The sequence below is a fragment of the Stenotrophomonas sp. G4 genome (assembly GCF_003428825.1).
Classification (GTDB): domain Bacteria; phylum Pseudomonadota; class Gammaproteobacteria; order Xanthomonadales; family Xanthomonadaceae; genus Stenotrophomonas; species Stenotrophomonas indicatrix.
In genome coordinates, this window is the sequence record NZ_CP031741.1 from 3211385 (window position 1) to 3226835 (window position 15451).

A 15451-nucleotide genomic window follows, 5' to 3' on the forward strand; every position below is an offset into this window, starting at 1 on the left:
GTGTGCCCGGTGCGGCCACTGGATACCGCCACCACCAGCACAGCGGCAGTGCTGGTCAAACGGCGTGGACAGGCGCACGATGCGCCACGCCTGCGTTGACACCGCCCTCGCCCTTTCTGACGCACCCTTGCGCCGATGACCGCACCCACCGATTCCACTGCCTCCCCTTCCACACCGACCTGGAAGCGGGTCGTCACCATCGTCGTCCCGCTGCTGATCCTCGCGCTGGCCCTGCATGGGCTGGCCGGCGAATTCGACGAGCATGGCTACCGCGCCATCCGCCAGGCCTTCCGCGAGCTCAGCGCTGCGCAGATCGCGCTGACCGTGCTGCTCGGCCTGGCCAGCTACGCCTGCCTGATCGGCTTCGATGCGATCGGCCTGCGCCGCAGTGGTATCCGCGTGCACCCGGCACGGATCGGCATCACCGCCTTCCTCGCCCACACCCTGGGCCAGACCGTGGGCTTTGCCGCCCTCACCGGCGGCGCAGTGCGCCTGCGCGGCTACCGCAGTGCCGGCCTGGACCTGGCGCAGATCGGCCAGGTGGTGCTGATGAGCACGCTCGGCTTCATCTTCGGCGCGTGGCTGCTGATCGGCGTTGCGCTGTGCATGGAGCCGGCCGCGGCCGCGCTTGCGCTGCCGCTGGACCCCGGCGCGGTGCGCGTGGTCGGCATCGTCGCGCTGCTCGCCTATGCGGCCACCTTCGTCCTGGTCGGCCGCAACGGTCGCCAGTTCCGCATCTTCGGCCATGGCCTGTGGCTGCCCGACCGGCGCACCATGCTCGGGGTCACCGTGTTGAGCGTGGTTGAACTGGTCCTGGCCAGTGCCGCGTTCTATGTGCTGCTGCCCGATTCCACGCCGACCGGCCTGCCCGGTTTCGTCGGCCTGTATCTGGTCGCCGTGCTGGCCGGCCTGGTGTCGACCGTGCCGGCCGGCCTTGGCGTGTTCGAGTGGAGCCTGCTGAAGCTGCTACCGCAGGTGGCGCCGGCTGCAGTACTGGCGGCGGCATTGATCTACCGCGTCAGCTATTACGTGCTGCCGCTGCTGCTGGCCACCGTGCTGGCCCTGGCGCCCGCGCTGCGGCAGCCGCTGCAGGCCAGCGCAGGTGCCACCCGCGCCGGCTGGTACGCGCTGCGTCCGTGGTTGCCGCAGATCATCGCGCTGGCCGCCTTCAGTGTCGGTGCCGCGCTGGTCATCGACGGCACCCTGCCCACACCGCGACGGCACCTGATCAATGCCTCGCTGCCGATCCTGGAAACCTCGCACCTGATCGGCAGCCTGGCCGGCGTCGCCCTGCTGCTGATCGGCCAGGGCCTGGCCCGCCGCAGCCACGCGGCCTGGATGCTGGCGATGGCGATCTGCGTGATCGCGCCGCTGCCGATCTGGCTGCGCGGTGGCCAACCGCTGATCGCCTTGTCGGCACTGCTGGTGGCGATGGCGCTGTGGGCGGCGCGGCGCGAGTTCTATCGCCAGGGCGCGCTGCTGGACGAAGCCTGGTCGTGGCCATGGCTGCGCAACCTCGGCCTGGTGCTGGTGGCGGTGACGTGGCTGCTGTTCTTCACTTACAGCCACGTCGAATACCAGAACGAGCTGTGGTGGCAGTTCGCCGTGTCCGGCAATGCGCCGCGCGCGCTGCGTGCACTGCTGCTGGTGGCGATGGCGCTGGTGATGTTCGGCCTGGCGCGGCTGCTGCACAGCACGCGCAGCCCGCTGCCGCCTGCCGACGACGCAACCCTGCAGGCGCTGGCACCGGTGCTGGCCGGCGCCACCGACACCCAGGCCTGCCTGGTGCTGACTGCCGACAAGGCGGTGCTGCGCGATGAGCAGCACAAGGGCTTTGTGATGATGCAGCGCTACGGCGGCTCGCTGATCGCGATGGGTGATCCGGTCGGGCCACCGGAGGTGGCGCGCGCACTGATCTGGCGCTTCCGCGAAGAAGCCGACCGGCTCGGACTGCGCCCGGTGTTCTACCAGGTGGGCGAAGCATATTGGCAGACCTATCTCGATCTCGGCCTGGGCCTGGTCAAGCTGGGCGAAGAGGCCATGGTGCCGCTGCACGACTTCGGCCTGGAAGGCCGCGAGCGTGCCGACCTGCGGCAAGCCTGGAACCGTGGCAAGCGCGGCGGGCTGTCGTTCCGCGTAGCACCGGCGGAAGAGATCCCTGCCCTGCTGCCACGCCTGCATGCGATTTCCAACGCCTGGCTGGAGGACAAGTCAGGCGACGAGAAAGGCTTCTCGCTGGGCAGCTACGACCCGGACTATCTCGTGCGTTTCCCGATCGCCCTGGTCGAAGCTGAAGGTCGGATCGTGGCCTTTGCCAACCTGTGGCAGGCACCGGCAGGCGCCGAACTGTCGGTGGATCTGATGCGTCATGTCAACGATGCACCGAAGGGCACGATGGATTTCCTGTTCATCGAGTTGTTCCTGTGGGGCCGCGCGCAGGGCTATGCACGGTTCTCGCTGGGCATGGCACCGCTGTCCGGCCTGGCCCAGCACCGCCTGGCCGGTCGCTGGAACCGCCTGGCCGGCCTGCTCGCACGGCATGGTGAGCGCTTCTATGGCTTCAGCGGCCTGCGCAGGTTCAAGTCGAAGTTCGATCCGCAGTGGCGACCGCGCTACCTGGCCGCGCCCGGCGGCATGCACCTGCCGGCTGCACTGCTGGATGCCACGCGGCTGATTTCGCTGGACCCGCGGCGCAACTGACGCCCCGATCCGCCGGGCATGGCCCGGCGCTACCTGATGGATCGTCCGCACGGGTAGCGCCGGGCCATGCCCGGCGGTGGTCCCATGAGACCGATTACGCGCCGCCCTTGAGGATCACCTCGGCCAGGCGATCGTAGTCACCGCCGAAGTGATGGTCACCGGGCAACTTGACCTTGTGCACGCCGTCGTTGCCCGGCAGATCGGGGCACAGCGCATCCTCGTCCTTGTCGCCGTACACGCACAGGGTCCTGGCCGCCGGCAGCTTCGCCACTTCCGGCGCGATCGGCAGGCCGTCGCCACCGCCGCCCAGCCAGTTGCTGACATGGAATTCAAAGTCGGCATTCCTGCCCACCGACAGCAGCACGATGCGCTCTAGGCCGGCGCGGGTGCCTGCATCAAGCTGGTTGATGGTGGCTGGCAGCACGTCGGCGCCCTGCGAGAAACCGATCAGCATCACCTTGTCGCGCTGCCATTGCTGGCGGTAGTGGCCGATGATCTTCTGCAGATCGACAGCGAATCCCTGCGGCGTGCGTTCGCTCCAGAAGTAACGCAGCGAATCGATGCCAACCACCGCCACGCCATGTTCGGCCAGAGCGCCGGCCACGTCCTTGTCCAGGCCGGCCCAGCCGCCATCGCCGGAAACGAACACCGCCAAGGTGTCACCGCTGCCCTGCGCCGGCACTTCCACTACCGGCAGCCCCTTCAGGGCATCCGGAGGCGGTGCCAGCGCGACCCCGGCCTGCGCGCCGATCACCCGCGCGGCGGCCACCAGCCCCGGTGTCGCATCGCCAGCGGCGGTGCGCTTGAATTCACGCGCCATCGCAACCTGCTGCACGAACGGGCCAGCGCTGTTGGTCGAGCACCCCGGCGCGCCGGCCGCGTTCAACCACGGGAAATTCAGTTCGCTGGGCTGCAGGCGGTCATGCTTCACGCCATCACCGCAGACCATGCGCTCGTGCACATGTGCCGGGCAGAATCCCGAGGTCAGCAGGCCGGCAAAGACCTGGGTGTCGGCCTGCGCTGCCAGCGCATAGGCCAGTTCGGCGCCTTCGCCGCTGCCGCCGACCAACGGCAGGTGATACCCCGGCAGATGCAGGAACGCCTGTACCCAACGCGAGAAATTCTCGACATCGCCCGCGCCGAACGCGCAGCTGCTGTTGCCTTCGCGCTTGAGCACGCCACGCAGGTGGGCCACATCCACCGATGCGACCAGTGCACCATCGGCGCGCAGCGCTTCAATCGGCATGCGGCTGTCATCGGCGTCGGCGCCGTCATGGAACCAGATCACCACCCGTTGCGGTGCCCCGGCCGGAACATGCACCGGCACCTGATCGAAACGTCCATGGCTGACCTGCTGCACTGACGCCACCGCTGGCACCGCCGCCAGCGCCAACACCAGTCCCATCGCCCTGCCCAGCCCTGCACGCATCGTTTCGCATCCCGTTGGAATGCGCACACGATACGCCGCTGCTGCGTGCACGGCACGTACCGGTACAGGCGCCCTGCAATCGGGCAGGTGGTTGATTCAGCGGGTGCCGGCGGCACGTCCGCGGCGATACAGTGCCAGCGCCAACCACAGCAGCCAGCCGACGATCACCGCGATCACCAGTTTCTGCCCCAGCCCGCGGGGTGGGCCACCGCGCCACAGCACGTGTACCCACAGCAGCACGAAGGCCAGCCAGGCCCAGCCCCACAACAGCGCCGCACTGCCCCGCCAGCCCGGCTCGCGGCGCAGGTACCAGGCCTGCAGCAGCATGCCGACGCTGGCGCACAGGAAGGCGGTATTGGCGGCCAGGCCGTGGATCAACGGCGCCAGCAACGGCGTTGCCGCGGGTAGCCAGCTGTCACCGATGGCGACGGTGGCCAGGCCAACGGCCGCCACGCAGAACAACAGCGGTGCCGCTGCGCTGCGCCGCGGCCCCACGCTGTGCCGATACAACGCGATGCCGAGCACGGCGATGGCCAGTGCCAGCAGGCAGTAGGCGCTGCGTAGCGCCAGGCCCCACGGCCCATGCAGGTACAGGCTCAAGGTGGCCTTCACCCAATCCAGATCGGCCCGCGCGAACTGCGTCCACAACGCGGTCGCCACGAACAACAGCAGTGCCACCAGCGCCAGCGTCGCGGCCGGACGGGCCCGCGTCATGGGCCAGCGTCCGGATGCCGGGCCTGCCACTCAGCCAGCGCCTTGCGGTAACGCTGCAGCTCCTCGGTGTACAGGTCGAGCACGCACAACGGGCAGCCACTGCCGCAGCATTCGTTGGGGCCGGGTTCTTCCGGGGGCAGCGGACGGGGATCGGCAGGAGTATCGGAGACGGTCACGGCTGCAAACAACACCACGCAATGGCAGGTGGGTAGTGTAGCGGCGCGCTCAGGCGCCCAGTTGGCGGCGCAGGTTGGCTCGCGCGGCGGCATCAAGCTGCTGGTCGAAAAAGTCGCTGAGGAAGATCCGCGGCGCGCGCAGCAGCCCCTGCAGGAAGCGGCGGCGTCCGGCGCGGTACAGAAAGCCCGGCACCACGCCTTTGTACTCTTCGGCCACGCCGCGGTCATACGCGGCAAACACCTCCTCGGGTGCCGCCAGGATCGCCATGTCGCAGTCGAGGAACAGTGCCGCTTCGGCATCGACATCGGCCGGGCCCAGCTCGCCATGGTGGGCGGTGAGCAGGATCAACTGCTCGACCCGGCCGGCATCGACCGATGCGAGCTCGGGCCAGTCCGCGATCGCCTGCAGGGCCAGCGCGGCCGACCTGGCCTCGTTGTCCTTGCGGCCGGCCTGGTAGATCGCATCGTGGTACAGCACTGCCAGATAAACCTCGGCCGGCTGCTGCCAGCCCGGACCCGCAGCCACCTCCTGGCAATGCTGCAGGACCGCGCGCACATGGCCGAAGTGGTGATAGGCGCGCGGTGGCGTCGCATAGGCATCCTGCAGAGCCTGCCAATGCGCGGGAGCGAGAGTCAGCGGGGCGAAGTCCATGCAGGGATGATCCCGCCCTTGGCACCGCCGGGCAAGCTGGCTGTTTTTTCACCAGCCACTCACATCCCGTGCCGGGCAAGGGCGCAGGACAGTTGTCCACAGGTTTGTCGCGTGCTGGTCCACACCGGCTGTGGACGAAGCGCAGCGCCGATCGCCGGTGGATGCGGACCGCCACGCGCGGGTCTACACTGGCCGCAGGCGGGAGCGCCCGCCGCTGCCGGAAACCGTCATGCGCCGTCTTGCCGCCCGATGCTTTTTCCTGCCACTGCTCGCGCTCGGCGCGCCAGCCCTGTCCGCGCAGGATGCTCCAGCCGCTGCGCCCGCCATCCCGACCATCTCCACCGTAAAGGTCACCGCCGCCAGCGTGCCGACACCCGAACAGGTGCTCGCGATCCCGCCGGCGATGCGCGAGATGCTGCAGAAGCAGGTGATCAGCCGCAGCTACTCGCGCGACCAGCGCCTGCAGGCGCTGGTGGAGATGATCTTCAGCCAGCACGGCCTGGACCTGCAGTACGACGCCGATGCGACCTACACCGTCAGCGAGATCTGGCAGCACCAGCGCGCCAACTGCCTCGCCTTCACCCTGCTGTTCGTCACCCTCGCCCGTGAGGCCGGCATCCAGGCGCGGGTGCAGGAAGTCGGCCAGGTGGTGTCGTGGTACCAGGACCAGGACCAGGGCGTGGTCTACAACGTCGGGCACGTCAACGCCGGCGTGGATGTCGGTGGCCGCTACGGTACGGTCGACCTGGACCGCAACGTGCTGTACGACCGCCACGGGCCACAACCGATTGGCCGCGAACGGGCGCTGGCGCACTACTACAACAACCGGGGCGCGGAGCAGCTGGCCGATGGCGACCTGAGAGGAGCACGTGCCTTCTTCGATGCCGCGCTGGCGCAGGACCCGGAGTTCGCCTCGACATGGAACAACATCGGCGTGCTCGACAACCGCCTGGGCGATGACCAGGCGGCCCGCACGGCGCTGGACACGGCGTTGCGCCTGGACGGACGCCAGAGTGCAGCGCTGAACAACGCCAGTGCGCTCTATCGCAAGCTGGGCATTACGGCGCAGGCGGAAGCCATGCAGAAGAAGCTGCAGTCGGTGCAGCGCGAGGACCCGTTCGCGCAGTACATGCAGGGTGCCCAGGCCGAACGCGCTGGCGACCTGGACAAGGCGATCACGTACTACCGGCGGGCGGTGCGCCTGTACGACACCGCGCACCAGTTCCACTTCGGCCTGGCGCGGGTGTATTTCCTGACGGGCCGGCTGCAGCGTGCGGACCGCGAACTGCTGCGGGCGCAGGAACTGGGCGGATCAACGCAGCAGGCACGCTACCAGGCCAAGCTGGACAGCCTGGCCCGCTGGCGGGCGCAGCAGGCCAAGCGCTGAGGCGCGATCAGGCCTTCTTGAGGAAGCAGGTCTTCAGCACCAGGCCCTTGATCTTGTCCGAGTTGCCCTCGATGTGCTCGGCATCGTCTTCGACCAGGCGGATGTTGCGGATCACGGTGCCCTGCTTGAGCGGGATTGAGGAGCCCTTGACCTTCAGGTCCTTGATCACGGTGACGGTGTCGCCGGTCTGCAGGGTATTGCCGTTGCTGTCACGCACGACCAGGGTCGAACCGGTACCTTCTTCGGTCGTCCACTCGAAGCCGCAGTCGGCGCAGATCCACAGCGCGCCATCGGCATAGGTGTTTTCCAGGGTGCACTGCGGGCAGGCGGGAACAGAAGACATTGCAAGTACCTCAAAATGAATCAACAGCGGCCATTGTAACCGCCCGGCCTTTTCATTCATTTTCCGACGTCGGTCCGGACCGGACCTCGCCCCACCCCGCCCGAGGCAGGCACCGGAACTTGCAGCGCGCGGCAAACTCCAGCAGAGTGCGCGGCCCCTGATCGTCCCCGGACCTCCCCATGCGCCTCGGCATCGACTTCGGTACCAGCAACTCCGCCGCCGCCATCGTGCGTGATGGGAAGCTGCTGCCGATCCGCTTCGGCGAGGCCGAACAGTTCCGCACCAGCGTGTACTTCCCCGGCGTGGTGCCCGACCCGGACGATTTCCAGCTCGACGCCGCGCAGGAACACGAACTGCAGCAGCTGATCGACAGCGCCGCCCGTGCAGCCCGCGCCGCTGGCCAGGAGCGCACGCCACAGGCCCTACGCCGCGAGGCACTGCGCGCCCTGCGCCGGGAATGGATGGAGGCTCGCGCCGGAAAGGAACGCAGCGCCAGCGACCTGCTGCAGAACGCCGTCTATGGCGACGACGCGCTGGAAGCGTATTTCGAGGAGCACGAAGGCAACCTCGTGCAGAGCCCGAAGTCCATGCTCGGCTACAACCTGCACCCACGCGCGCGGCAGACCATCACCGGCATTGCCGCGCACATCCTCGAACACATCCGCCTGACCGCCAGCGCCCAGGTCGGCCAGCCGCTGCGCAGCGCCCTGCTCGGCCGCCCGGTGCAGTTCCGCAGCTCGATCGGCGAGGCCGGCAACGACCAGGCCCTGGACATCCTGCGCGAAGCAGCCGGCCAGGCCGGCTTCGACCACATCGATTTCCTTGAAGAGCCTGCCGCCGCAGCGATGCATTACCACGCTGAAAGCCGCGATCGCCATCAGGCGGTGATCGTCGATATCGGCGGCGGCACCACCGATATCGCGCACGCCGAAGTGGGCGGCAGCCAGGCCCCGCGCATCCACCGTGCCTGGGGTATTGCCCGCGGCGGCACCGATATCGACCTGGCCCTGAGCCTGTCCGGCTACATGCCGCTGTTCGGCCGCGGCATCACCCGCGTGCCCACCCACCACTACGTGGAAGCGGCCACCGTGCAGGACATGACCCGCCAGCGCGAGTTCCGCCAGCACAACTACGACAACGTCGACGCGCCGTGGGGCGCGCGCCTGCAGGCGCTGCAGGACACCGGCAACACCGCCCGCCTGTACCGCGATGTCGAGCGCGCCAAGATCGCCCTCAGCGGTGCCAGCGAACACCGCAGCACGCTGGATTACATCGCCCGCGACCTGCACGTGGACAACAGCGCCGACGGCCTGGCCGCCGCCGCCCATGGCTACCTGAGTCAGATCCGCGAACTGCTGGCCCAGGTCCGCAGCGACATCGGCGGCGACCCTGACGCGGTATTCCTGACCGGCGGCATGTCCCGCGCCGGCTACCTGCGGCAGGCCGCTGCCGAGGCGTTCCCGGGCGCCCGGATGGTGCACGGCGAGCCCTCGCTGGGGGTCGTCCAGGGCCTCGCGCTGGCGGCAGCCAGCCGGGATTAACAAAACGTTACGCGGTCTGAGCTACCCTTGGCCGGCTGGAAAACCGCTGCACCTTCCGCTGGCCTCGCCGGTGTGTGTACCCATGGTGCAGCCTGACCCGCCCAGCGGGTCTGGCGACCATGCCCTCTGGCTCGATCATGGTCCGCGTATTACCCGAGCCGCCATCGAGACCCGCTTTGGGCACCCGCCAGGCCCCTGTGGCCGTACAACCTGACGCTGAACCAGCACCCATCGACTGCCGCCGTTGTGACGCGGTCTGTTGCCGGTTGCCGGTCCTGCTGCAGCCCGGCGACCACGTGCCTGGCCAGTTCCTGTCGCGCGATGCACACGGCCGTGCCGTGATGGCGCGCAACGAGGAAGGCTGGTGCGCGGCGATCGATCCGTATCACCTGCGCTGCACGATCTATTCGCAGCGCCCGGCGATCTGCCGCCAGTTTTCGATGGGCGGCGACGACTGCCGCCGCGAGCGGCAGGACTACCTGCGCCAGGCTGAATCCTGCGCGCTTTCCTCCCCTTCCACCTGACAGGAGCAACCATGCCCCGCAAGGCAAAGACCCCCGCGAAGGCCAGCAACAGCATCCGCAGCGAACGCAAGGGCGCATCCGCCAGCACCGTGGTCAACAGCGACTCGATCGCCTCCGACCTGGCCGCGTTCCGCAAGAGCGGTGGCAAGATTGAAGTTCTCGGTACCACCTGGGCGCTGAAGAAAGCCAGCTGACCCTCCCCCGACCGCGGCGGCGCTGCCGCCGCGGCCTGCCGGGCCGCGCTCAGCGGTCCAGGCGCACCTGCACACTACCCGAGTGCGACTGCACGCGGATATCGCCGTCGCCGCTGCCCAACCGCGCATCGAGGCTGCTGCCCGGCCCATAGCGCGGCCGCTCCACCTTGCCGGCGTCGCTGTTGATCGACCCGCTGAAGCTGTTCACTGACAGCTGCGCCGACACCGTGCGCGGCAGGCGCAGGCTGACCGAGGCACTGACCGACTCGACGTTGATGCGCCCGCCTGGTGCCAAGGCGGTCGCCGACAGGTCGATGCCTCCGGATACCGTCTCCACCACCAGACGCTGGATGCGACCGGCATCGACGCCTACCCGGCCAGACACCGTCTGCGCCCCGATCTCCCCGGAAACGCCCCCGCCGGCCTCGATCCGACCGCTGACCGTGTTCACGTCCAGCCGTGGGGTCTGCAACCGCGCAGTGACATTGCCGCTGACCGTGTTGAGCACGCTGTCGCCACTACGACCGGCGGCGGCAAGGTTGCCGCTGACGGTATCTGCCTGCAGCCGCCGCACGTCCACGCCACTGATGTCCTGGTCGGCACTGACCGTGCTCAGCAGCAGCTCCACCGAGCGCGGCACGTTGAGGGTCAAGGTGGCGCCACCGCTGTTGCCGCGTCGCGGATACTCGATTTCCCAGCGCACCCGGTTGGCACTCTTTTCCTGGCGCAGCTGCAGGCCGTCGCTGAGCGTGCCGGTGAGCTGCACGTCATTGCGGTCCCAGCCGCGTACGGTCACCTTGCCAGCGACGTTGCTCAGTTCGATGCGGCCGCCTGCAGCAACATTGTGGCGTTCATCGACGCGTGTATCGGCCAGCGCCATGGCGGGCACCAGCAGCAGGGCCGCGCAGAGAGGGAAAAGGGTTCGCATCGGGGGGTCTCCTCAGGTTGTCAGACCGGAGGCGGCCTGGGCCGCCTGCCGGGTCAGTTCGAGCCGCAGCGCATAGGTCCGCTTGAGCTGTCCAAGCAGGTGCGGCGCACGCGGGTCCTGCGCCATCGCGGCGCGGATCTGTTCCGCGCTGCGATCCAGTTCATGCAGCGCGGGCTGCCACTCCGGCGCAGTGCCATCAGGCAGCGACGCCACTGCCTGCCGGTACTGTTCGGTCATCGCATCGGCCTGCAGCTGCAGGCCGCTGGGTGCAGGCAGCGACTCGGGCGCGTGCCGCCACGGCGCCACCGCGTAGAGCGCGAGGCTGGCTGCCAACGCCGCGCCAACCGGCAGCCACCAGCGTCGACGGGTGCGCAGTGGCAAGGCCACCACGTTGTCCAACGGCGCCTGCACGGCAACCGGCTCGCGGGGTGGCAACCGCGCCGACAGGCGTTCCCAGCCATCGGCCGGTGCGCTGCGTTCCGCGGGAAGGGCGCGCAGGCGCGCCAGCAGGTCGTGATCGGGGTCGTGCGTACTCATGTCATGTCTCCCAGGCGCGCGCGCAGCAGGCCACGCGCGCGATGCAGCTGTGCTTTGGAACTGCCGACCGCCATCTGCAGCTGGCCGGCGATTTCATGGTGTTTCCAGCCTTCGATATCGTGCAGCACCAGTACCGCACGTGCGCGCGGCGGCAGGGTCGCCAACGCGCGTTCCAGGTCGCGTTCGGTGCCGGCGCAGCCGTCATGCACCGCCATCTCCGGCAGCCCACCGTCCACGTCGTCCAGGCTGTCATGGTCATGCCCGGCGGCACGACCGCGCAGTTCCATCAGCGCGGCGTTCACTCCCAACCGATGCAGCCAGGTCGACAGGCTGCTCTCGAAACGGAAGCCGGGCAGTGCCTTCCATGCCTGCAGGAACGCTTCCTGCAATGCATCCTCGGCACGCGCCTGCTGCCCGCCACACAGCCGCCACAGGGTGGCAAACACCCGCGGCGCATGCTGCCGATACAGCTGTTCATAGGCAGCGGTATCGCCGGCCGCCGCTGCACGTACCAAGGCGGTTTCGTCGACGACGTCGTTGGCGGCAGGCGGCGCGGGCATGGTGGTGTCGAGCATATCCGTTGGATGCGGCCTGCCGGAAAAAGGTTTAGATCTTCCGGAGGGCTCTTCCGTTGCAACCTTTTCGCGCCTGGCTGCATCCATCACAGGTCCCCCGCAGGCCTGCCCGGCCAGGAGCCTCCCATGTCCAGCCCTTCCTGCGCCGCCCTGCTGGCGATCGCGGCCTGCATGCTGCTGCAGGCGTTCGACGTTTCCCTGCACTGGCGTGCCGAAAGCGGCCGCGCCTGCCTGCAGCAGCACAAACAGGACCTTGTCTGCCTTGCCTGGGCACAGGCGGTCGAAACGACGACACGCGCCGGGTAACATCAAGCCCCGTTTCCGTCACACGTTGTCGCCCCATGATGTTGTCGCTGAAGGACCACCTGCCCGCCTGGACCCACCCCTGGCTGCATGACATCGGGATCGCCCTGCAGATCCTGATCACCCTGCTCGCCGCCTGGCTGCTGCGGGTGCTGGCGCGGCGCCTGATCCGCCGCTTCGCCGACCACTACACGCTGCCGCCGGAAATGGTGATGGGCGCGCGCCGGATCACCAGCTTCGTGGTCTATTTCAGCGCGGTGCTGTACATCCTCAGCCTGCTCGGTGCATCGCCCTCGGTGCTGTGGACGGCCTTCACCGGTTTCGCTGCGGTGGGCGCGGTGGCGTTCTTCGCGGCCTGGAGCGTGCTGTCCAACATCTTCTGCACGCTGCTGATCTTCACCACGCGGCCGTTCCGCCTGCATGACTACATCGAAGTGCTCGAGAACGGCGAAAAGCCCGGGCTGAAGGGCCGGGTGATCGACGTGAACCTGATCTACACCACGCTGCAGGAAACCGGCAACGGCCACGAGGGCACGGTGCTGCAGCTGCCGAACAACCTGTTCTTCCAGCGCACGGTGCGGCGCTGGCGCGACCCGACGCAGGCGCCCGGCGGCATCCAGGGCGACGGCTGAGGGGGTTGTTCGGCAGGGCGGCGCCCTGCACCCGCAGAGGCTGTAGTGCCGGCCGCTGGCCGGCAACCTCAGCAGCAACAGCAACAGCGGCATTCCTGTGGGATGGCGGGGTGGGGCCGGTGGCAGGGGCCGCTGCAAGTACGTCCATGTAAGCTCGGTCGCCGCATCCATGCGGCTCACGCCCCTGCCACCGGCCCCACCCCGCCTTCGACATATCTCCGCTGCTGCTGGTAGGTGTCGACCTTGGTCGACACGAAGATCCACGCCATGCGTGGATAGTCTTCCATTAAATTCCAATATCGAAATATTCGATTTCCATCGGAATTCATCCACGCATGGCGTGGATCCAACAGCCCCCTGGAAACTGTCAGAGGCGGGGTGGTGTGGGGCTGCAGGACCGTTGGCGCCATGGATGGCGCCATCGAGCCCCCAAGGATGGGTTTACGGCGTGTCCTGCAACCCCACACCGCCCCGCCATCCCACGGAATGCCGCTGTTGCTGTTGCTATTGCTTTTAAGGTTGCCGGCCAGCGGCCGGCACTACTGCGGGTGCAGGGCGCAGCCCTGCCAAACACCCTTACCGCAGTTGGCTGTCCTTGCTGCCCCGGCGGTTGTAGCCACTCTGCGCCTGTTCCTCTTCGTCGTGCGCCTGCTGACAGTTCACGCACAGCCGTACGCCAGGCACTGCCTGACGCCGCGCCCAGGGAATCGGCGCGTCGCATTCCTCACAGTGTTCCAGACCCGGGCCCTGGCGCAGCTGGCGCCGCGCGCGGGCAATCGCATCGTCGACGGTGGCGTCGATCTGGTCCTGGACCGCGCCATCTCCGGCCCAACCGGTAGCCATGGCCATCCTCCGCAGGTGTGTCGCCTGATATGGGGACAATACACCCCGCCGCAATCGGTAGCGCCGGGCCATGCCCGGCGGACGCTGCGGCCGGTTCAGCGCCGCCTTACCAGACCAGGTCGTCGGGGACCTGGAACTGTGCGTAGTAGGCGTCGTCCTCGGCGTTGCCGGTGGAGATCTCGGCGCTGGAGCCGGGCGTGCCATGGTCGACGATGATGGCTTCCGGGGCGCGTTCACGCACCTTCTCCGCTGCCGCGCGTGGCAGCACCGCGTAGCCATCGCCATGGGCCACGATGACCAGCACGCCCACCGACAGTGCCTTGCGCAGCTTGGTATCGATCAACAGGGTGCGGATCACCGCGCCATCGCTGAAGCGGTACTCGTCCTCGCCCTTGTGCGGCACGGCGTGGGCGCTGATGATCTGCCTGGCCTGCGCCTTGCGCTCAGCCTGCTTGGCCTGCGCGTTGCGCTCGGCAGCCAGCGCACGGTCACGCTCGATCTTCTCGGCGCGCGCGCGTTCAGCTTCACGCTTGACCTCCGCCGACGTCGACTCGGCCTTGCCCTGGCGGGCCTTGGCCTGTTCACGCGCGGCGGCACTGGCCTGCGACTTCTTGGCCAGGCCGGCCTTGAGCAATTGTTCCTGCAGCGCGTTGGGCTTTGCCATGGTCGATACGTACCGCGTGTAATCTGGATGCCCCATTCTACCGACGCGCCGACGCCCCTGCATGGCTGTCCTGAAGTACCTCACCGGCTACCCCGAACCCCTGGTCGCCCAGGTCAGCGATCTGCTGGCACAGGGCAAGCTCGGCCCCTGGCTGCAGCAGCGCTACCCCGACCCGCATGAGGTGCGCAGCGACCGCCAGCTGTACGACTACACCCAGGACATGAAGGACCGCTACCTGCGCAAGTCGGTGCCGCTCAACAAGGTCTGCTACGACAACACGCTGGAGGTCATCAAGCATGCCTTGGGCACCCACACCGCCATTTCCCGTGTACACGGCGGCCGGCTCAAGGCCAGCCGCGAGATCCGCATCGCCACCGTGTTCCGGCAGGCACCAGCCGCCTTCCTGCGCATGATCGTGGTGCACGAACTGGCCCATCTGAAGGAGGCCGACCACAACAAGGCCTTCTACCAGCTGTGCCAGCACATGGAGCCGGATTACCTGCAGCTGGAGTTCGATACCCGCCTGTACCTGACCGAGCTGGCCAACCGCGGCCAGCGCTGAGCCGGCGTAGCGGCTACACTGCGCGCCCCCTGCCCGACCTTTCGCCATGGAACCGACCCGACTCGACAAACGCCTGTCCGCCCTGCTCGGCATCCCGCGTGGTGAAGCGCGGCGCTATATCGAGGGCGGCTGGGTCAGCGTCGATGGCGAAGTGGTAGAACAGCCGCAGCGCCCGGTGGACGAGAGCGCCAGCATCGTGGTGGCCGAGCAGGCCAGCGACAGCAAGGCCGAGCGCGCCAGCATGCTGCTGCACAAACCGGCGGGCGTGCCAGCCGATGCCCTGTGCGCGCTGATCCGTACCGAGACCCGCAGCGAACTGGATGCCAGTGACATCCGCCCGCTGCAACGGCACTTCCACGGCCTGCAGCTGGCATCCTCGCTGCCGGCCGACGACAACGGGCTGGTGGTGGTCAGCCAGGATCCGGCGGTGCTCGCGCACCTGCAGCGCAACCTGGGCCGCACCGAACAGGAATACCTGGTCGAAGTGGCTGAAGGCGGCCCGGAACGTGGCCCGTGGCTGATGGCGCGGCTGCAGCATGAAGCAGGCGGCCCGAAGGTCAGCTGGCAGAGCGAGCAGCGCCTGCGTTTTGCAGGCAAGGGACTGACCGCGAAGGGACTGAGGACTGCGGTGACGGCTGCCGGCCTGCAGGTCGTGGCCGTACGCCGCCTGCGCATTGGCCGGGTGGCGCTGGGCCCGCTGGCCGTGGGCCAGTGGCGGTACCTGGGCAGCGACGAGCGGTTCTGAGT

The 15451-nt window shown here is 68.3% G+C and carries 19 protein-coding genes; 9 read left to right on the top strand and 10 right to left on the bottom strand.

Translation table 11 applies throughout. The annotated features are described in order from the left end of the window. The first annotated feature begins 135 nt into the window (after nt 1-135). The gene (gene mprF / locus D0Y85_RS14855; protein WP_080148311.1) at nt 136-2700 is read left to right on the top strand and encodes a bifunctional lysylphosphatidylglycerol flippase/synthetase MprF; all 2565 of its coding nucleotides are present in this window, start codon (nt 136-138) and stop codon (nt 2698-2700) included. A 94-nt stretch (nt 2701-2794) separates the two neighbouring features. Here mprF and D0Y85_RS14860 read toward each other — a convergent pair whose 3' ends face one another. From D0Y85_RS14860 to D0Y85_RS14875, 4 genes are all read right to left on the bottom strand, one after another. After that, complete coding sequence (locus tag D0Y85_RS14860) at nt 2795-4129, bottom strand: AcvB/VirJ family lysyl-phosphatidylglycerol hydrolase (RefSeq protein ID WP_275897131.1); 1335 nt, start codon at nt 4127-4129, stop codon at nt 2795-2797. Between the two features lie 96 nt (nt 4130-4225). Then, on the bottom strand, nt 4226-4843 hold the full coding sequence (locus D0Y85_RS14865) for a DUF998 domain-containing protein (RefSeq protein ID WP_049467943.1): 618 nt from the start codon (nt 4841-4843) through the stop codon (nt 4226-4228). Continuing rightward, the gene (locus tag D0Y85_RS14870; protein ID WP_099844378.1) at nt 4840-5019 is read right to left on the bottom strand and encodes an oxidoreductase-like domain-containing protein; all 180 of its coding nucleotides are present in this window, start codon (nt 5017-5019) and stop codon (nt 4840-4842) included. The genes D0Y85_RS14865 and D0Y85_RS14870 overlap by 4 nt, the downstream gene beginning before the upstream one ends. 49 nt (nt 5020-5068) lie before the next feature. After that, nucleotides 5069-5671, bottom strand: a complete 603-nt coding sequence (locus D0Y85_RS14875) for a hypothetical protein (RefSeq protein ID WP_117310983.1) — start codon at nt 5669-5671, stop codon at nt 5069-5071. A 229-nt stretch (nt 5672-5900) separates the two neighbouring features. Between D0Y85_RS14875 and D0Y85_RS14880 the strand changes: the two genes are divergently transcribed. After that, entirely contained in the window at nt 5901-7058 is a 1158-nt protein-coding gene (locus D0Y85_RS14880; RefSeq protein ID WP_117311948.1) for a transglutaminase domain-containing protein, read from the top strand. Nucleotides 7059-7065: 7 nt separating this feature from the next. Here D0Y85_RS14880 and D0Y85_RS14885 read toward each other — a convergent pair whose 3' ends face one another. Beyond that, on the bottom strand, nt 7066-7401 hold the full coding sequence (locus D0Y85_RS14885) for a zinc ribbon domain-containing protein YjdM (RefSeq protein WP_117310984.1): 336 nt from the start codon (nt 7399-7401) through the stop codon (nt 7066-7068). 179 nt (nt 7402-7580) lie between these two features. Between D0Y85_RS14885 and D0Y85_RS14890 the strand changes: the two genes are divergently transcribed. The 3 genes from D0Y85_RS14890 (at nt 7581) to D0Y85_RS14900 (ending at nt 9660) form a co-directional block, all read left to right on the top strand. Beyond that, nucleotides 7581-8942 (top strand): Hsp70 family protein, encoded by a 1362-nt coding sequence (locus D0Y85_RS14890; RefSeq protein ID WP_117310985.1) that lies wholly within the window; start codon nt 7581-7583, stop codon nt 8940-8942. A gap of 275 nt (nt 8943-9217) precedes the next feature. After that, nucleotides 9218-9466, top strand: coding sequence for a YkgJ family cysteine cluster protein (locus tag D0Y85_RS14895; RefSeq protein ID WP_229291395.1), 249 nt, complete (start codon nt 9218-9220; stop codon nt 9464-9466). An 11-nt stretch (nt 9467-9477) separates the two neighbouring features. Further along, nucleotides 9478-9660: a hypothetical protein gene (locus tag D0Y85_RS14900; RefSeq protein ID WP_025879072.1), complete on the top strand. Its 183-nt coding sequence runs from the start codon at nt 9478-9480 to the stop codon at nt 9658-9660. Nucleotides 9661-9709: 49 nt separating this feature from the next. Here the strand turns inward: D0Y85_RS14900 and D0Y85_RS14905 are convergent, their stop codons facing one another. Genes D0Y85_RS14905 through D0Y85_RS14915 form a run of 3 tightly spaced genes read right to left on the bottom strand, consistent with a single transcriptional unit; the run spans nt 9710 to nt 11700 of the window. Next, nucleotides 9710-10588 (bottom strand): DUF4097 family beta strand repeat-containing protein, encoded by an 879-nt coding sequence (locus tag D0Y85_RS14905; protein ID WP_117310986.1) that lies wholly within the window; start codon nt 10586-10588, stop codon nt 9710-9712. Between the two features lie 12 nt (nt 10589-10600). Then, nucleotides 10601-11125 (bottom strand): hypothetical protein, encoded by a 525-nt coding sequence (locus D0Y85_RS14910; RefSeq protein WP_117310987.1) that lies wholly within the window; start codon nt 11123-11125, stop codon nt 10601-10603. Further along, on the bottom strand, nt 11122-11700 hold the full coding sequence (locus D0Y85_RS14915) for an RNA polymerase sigma factor (protein ID WP_032977116.1): 579 nt from the start codon (nt 11698-11700) through the stop codon (nt 11122-11124). The genes D0Y85_RS14910 and D0Y85_RS14915 overlap by 4 nt, the downstream gene beginning before the upstream one ends. Nucleotides 11701-11826: 126 nt before the next feature. On the opposite strand from D0Y85_RS14915, the gene D0Y85_RS14920 reads away from it, so the two are divergent. Both D0Y85_RS14920 and D0Y85_RS14925 read left to right on the top strand, forming a co-directional pair. Further along, on the top strand, nt 11827-12006 hold the full coding sequence (locus D0Y85_RS14920) for a hypothetical protein (protein ID WP_117310988.1): 180 nt from the start codon (nt 11827-11829) through the stop codon (nt 12004-12006). Nucleotides 12007-12041: 35 nt separating this feature from the next. Further along, a complete protein-coding gene (locus D0Y85_RS14925; RefSeq protein ID WP_025879067.1) occupies nt 12042-12635 on the top strand; it encodes a mechanosensitive ion channel family protein in 594 nt (197 codons plus the stop codon). A 576-nt stretch (nt 12636-13211) separates the two neighbouring features. Here the strand turns inward: D0Y85_RS14925 and D0Y85_RS14940 are convergent. Together D0Y85_RS14940 and D0Y85_RS14945 are read right to left on the bottom strand one after the other, a co-directional pair. After that, nucleotides 13212-13478 carry a DksA/TraR family C4-type zinc finger protein gene (locus D0Y85_RS14940; RefSeq protein ID WP_117311949.1) on the bottom strand — a complete coding sequence of 89 codons (267 nt, stop codon included), beginning with the start codon at nt 13476-13478 and terminating at the stop codon, nt 13212-13214. A 106-nt stretch (nt 13479-13584) separates the two neighbouring features. Then, nucleotides 13585-14142, bottom strand: coding sequence for a DUF2058 domain-containing protein (locus D0Y85_RS14945; RefSeq protein ID WP_117310991.1), 558 nt, complete (start codon nt 14140-14142; stop codon nt 13585-13587). Nucleotides 14143-14203: 61 nt separating this feature from the next. Between D0Y85_RS14945 and D0Y85_RS14950 the strand changes: the two genes are divergently transcribed. Together D0Y85_RS14950 and D0Y85_RS14955 are read left to right on the top strand one after the other, a co-directional pair. After that, on the top strand, nt 14204-14704 hold the full coding sequence (locus D0Y85_RS14950) for a M48 family metallopeptidase (RefSeq protein WP_059064772.1): 501 nt from the start codon (nt 14204-14206) through the stop codon (nt 14702-14704). A 46-nt stretch (nt 14705-14750) separates the two neighbouring features. Continuing rightward, entirely contained in the window at nt 14751-15449 is a 699-nt protein-coding gene (locus D0Y85_RS14955) for an RNA pseudouridine synthase (protein ID WP_025879164.1), read from the top strand. Nucleotides 15450-15451: the final 2 nt, after the last annotated feature.

Excerpts from the sequence above, each read along its gene's own strand:
- mprF (WP_080148311.1), top strand. The coding sequence starts at position 136 with ATGACCGCACCCACCGATTCCACTGCCTCCCCTTCCACACCGACCTGG.
- D0Y85_RS14860 (WP_275897131.1), bottom strand. The coding sequence starts at position 4,129 with ATGCGTGCAGGGCTGGGCAGGGCGATGGGACTGGTGTTGGCGCTGGCG.
- D0Y85_RS14865 (WP_049467943.1), bottom strand. The coding sequence starts at position 4,843 with ATGACGCGGGCCCGTCCGGCCGCGACGCTGGCGCTGGTGGCACTGCTG.
- D0Y85_RS14875 (WP_117310983.1), bottom strand. The coding sequence starts at position 5,671 with ATGGACTTCGCCCCGCTGACTCTCGCTCCCGCGCATTGGCAGGCTCTG.
- D0Y85_RS14880 (WP_117311948.1), top strand. The coding sequence starts at position 5,901 with ATGCGCCGTCTTGCCGCCCGATGCTTTTTCCTGCCACTGCTCGCGCTC.
- D0Y85_RS14885 (WP_117310984.1), bottom strand. The coding sequence starts at position 7,401 with ATGTCTTCTGTTCCCGCCTGCCCGCAGTGCACCCTGGAAAACACCTAT.
- D0Y85_RS14890 (WP_117310985.1), top strand. The coding sequence starts at position 7,581 with ATGCGCCTCGGCATCGACTTCGGTACCAGCAACTCCGCCGCCGCCATC.
- D0Y85_RS14900 (WP_025879072.1), top strand. The coding sequence starts at position 9,478 with ATGCCCCGCAAGGCAAAGACCCCCGCGAAGGCCAGCAACAGCATCCGC.
- D0Y85_RS14905 (WP_117310986.1), bottom strand. The coding sequence starts at position 10,588 with ATGCGAACCCTTTTCCCTCTCTGCGCGGCCCTGCTGCTGGTGCCCGCC.
- D0Y85_RS14910 (WP_117310987.1), bottom strand. The coding sequence starts at position 11,125 with ATGAGTACGCACGACCCCGATCACGACCTGCTGGCGCGCCTGCGCGCC.
- D0Y85_RS14915 (WP_032977116.1), bottom strand. The coding sequence starts at position 11,700 with ATGCTCGACACCACCATGCCCGCGCCGCCTGCCGCCAACGACGTCGTC.
- D0Y85_RS14920 (WP_117310988.1), top strand. The coding sequence starts at position 11,827 with ATGTCCAGCCCTTCCTGCGCCGCCCTGCTGGCGATCGCGGCCTGCATG.
- D0Y85_RS14925 (WP_025879067.1), top strand. The coding sequence starts at position 12,042 with ATGATGTTGTCGCTGAAGGACCACCTGCCCGCCTGGACCCACCCCTGG.
- D0Y85_RS14940 (WP_117311949.1), bottom strand. The coding sequence starts at position 13,478 with ATGGCTACCGGTTGGGCCGGAGATGGCGCGGTCCAGGACCAGATCGAC.
- D0Y85_RS14945 (WP_117310991.1), bottom strand. The coding sequence starts at position 14,142 with ATGGCAAAGCCCAACGCGCTGCAGGAACAATTGCTCAAGGCCGGCCTG.
- D0Y85_RS14950 (WP_059064772.1), top strand. The coding sequence starts at position 14,204 with ATGGCTGTCCTGAAGTACCTCACCGGCTACCCCGAACCCCTGGTCGCC.
- D0Y85_RS14955 (WP_025879164.1), top strand. The coding sequence starts at position 14,751 with ATGGAACCGACCCGACTCGACAAACGCCTGTCCGCCCTGCTCGGCATC.